This is a genomic window from Mesorhizobium sp. P5_C1 (genome assembly GCF_054049815.1).
In genome coordinates this window covers 1-1,710 of record NZ_JBFULQ010000842.1, presented here as the reverse complement: position 1 = coordinate 1,710, position 1,710 = coordinate 1, and the positions used below count along the sequence as shown (strand labels likewise).

The 1,710-nt window shown below is 58.9% G+C and carries 3 protein-coding genes; 2 read left to right on the top strand and 1 reads right to left on the bottom strand.

All coding sequences use genetic code 11. The features are described 5' to 3' along the window. The first annotated feature begins 92 nt into the window (after positions 1 to 92). On the top strand, positions 93 to 233 hold the full coding sequence (locus ACXJ7R_RS31855; protein ID WP_457155277.1) for a hypothetical protein: 141 nt from the start codon (positions 93 to 95) through the stop codon (positions 231 to 233). 586 nt (positions 234 to 819) lie between these two features. On the opposite strand, the gene ACXJ7R_RS31850 is transcribed toward ACXJ7R_RS31855, so the two are convergent. Next, positions 820 to 1,101, bottom strand: a complete 282-nt coding sequence (locus ACXJ7R_RS31850) for a hypothetical protein (protein ID WP_457155276.1) — start codon at positions 1,099 to 1,101, stop codon at positions 820 to 822. Positions 1,102 to 1,204: 103 nt separating this feature from the next. Here ACXJ7R_RS31850 and ACXJ7R_RS31845 point away from each other — a divergent pair. Continuing rightward, positions 1,205 to 1,710, top strand: a 506-nt coding sequence (locus ACXJ7R_RS31845; protein WP_457155275.1) for an ATP-dependent DNA ligase, incomplete at its 3' end; no start/stop codon positions are given.

Genomic DNA, 1,710 nt, shown 5'->3' with positions numbered 1-1,710 from the left:
CGCGCAAATTTGAGCCGTTGGGTGGCAGTGGCTGGTCCTAGGAACTGGTTGCCAATCGCAGCGTTAGGCCTCCAGCCAATCGGAGGACAGTCATGGACGACGATCTGCGCCTGAAGTTGAAAGAACTCAGCACCACCCTGCAGACCAGGGTGGCAGAACTCGCAATGCCCGGCGGCAAACCCGATATTTCCGCGCTGATGTCTGGCATTGCAGTGACCCTTGAGGCGCTGTAGGTAATAGCCGACGAGAGCAAGACCCACGGTCTGGACCGTCGGTCGAGCCTGTAACTTCGCTAAGCTGGTTGGCTGGCAGGTGGGGATCACGGACGATGGCAAAGGCGACTGGGCTCCCAGCCCCGCAGCATGCTTCAACCCACATGGAATACGAGAGAGGATGCAGAGAAGTCCTCTCGCCTTTGGTTTCAGAGATGATCGAAAGAGCAGAGGCCGCCGGATGGGATCGCAGACAGGTGGCAACGGCGCTCATGTATCTCGCGGCAAAGGAGATCAGTGCGACGTCCGTCTGAGCTGAATGCGACCGGTCGGCAGGTGACGGTGGAGGTGCCTCTGGCAAACGCGGAACTTCCTTCACTCAGCGTAGTGTGAACTAAGGCGAGCCGCGATGTGCGGCCTCTTTCCTTTCAGGCGTCCAATTCAAGCGGCTCGTGACCCGGCTTTTCGTGCCAGATGACCTGCCGTAGGTCATGCAAATCGATTGTCTACCCGCAGGCACCGCATTTATGGAAATGATCTCGCTCGTTGGCGTGGTCTTTGCCATGCTTCTTGCTAAAGATCGGCGGGCCAAGGTCCGACAGTTTCGTCAACCCGTCACCTTCACGACGTCGGCCGCTACAGTTTCCCTGTCCACCGTGATGATTCCGCCGCCATCCGTCCGCCCTGTGATCTTGCCCTCCTCGGCGTCAATGCGCGTCACGAACCCGGTGATCTCGACCCTGTCGCCCGGCTTGGCCTTCTGCGGCGTGTCGATGGCGAAGGGGTAGTTGTAAGAGGGGATGTTGACGCTCGACAGGCCGCCCGGCAGGACTTTCATGATCGTGGCCGTAAGTGTCACTTCGTCGCCCAGCTGAAAGCCTTTGGCCACTGGTTTGCGTCCCGTTTCCCCATAAACATTCAATTCAGCTAAAATGTTCCGGAACGGATTCGAGCGTCACGGCTTGAATCGCGTTCCTGGGCGGGTTCTGTGCATGATTAAGGCCTATCGGCTGTCGTTCATTTCCCCGATGATGCCGACCTTGGTGGAGAAACCTCCCGAGGGCGGCGACTGGATTCACGAGGTCAAGTTCGACGGATACCGCTCGCAGCTCATCATCGATGCCGGCGGGACGCGGATCTTCACTCGTCGCGGTCTCGACTGGACATCGAAGTATCGCGACCTCGCAAAGGCCGGCACTGGACTCGACGTAGAGGAAGCCATCATCGACGGCGAAATCATCGTGCTGAACGATGCCGGCCTGTCCGATTTCGGAGCGCTGCGCAAAGCAATCACTCGGCGCCAACATGACCTCTATTTCGTCGCCTTCGACCTCCTGCACGTCAACGGCTACGATCTGCGAAACATGCCGCTCGAGGATCGTCGCGAGATCCTGGCTAAGATGATCCCTGATGGCAGGCGTATCCAATTCAGTCAGGCGCTGCCCGGTGATGCGGCCAGCATCTTCCACCTCGTCGACAAGGCCGGACTGGAGGGCAT

Bases quoted from the DNA above. Each gene is read 5' to 3' on its own strand.
- ACXJ7R_RS31855 (WP_457155277.1), top strand. From the start codon at position 93: ATGGACGACGATCTGCGCCTGAAGTTGAAAGAACTCAGCACCACCCTG.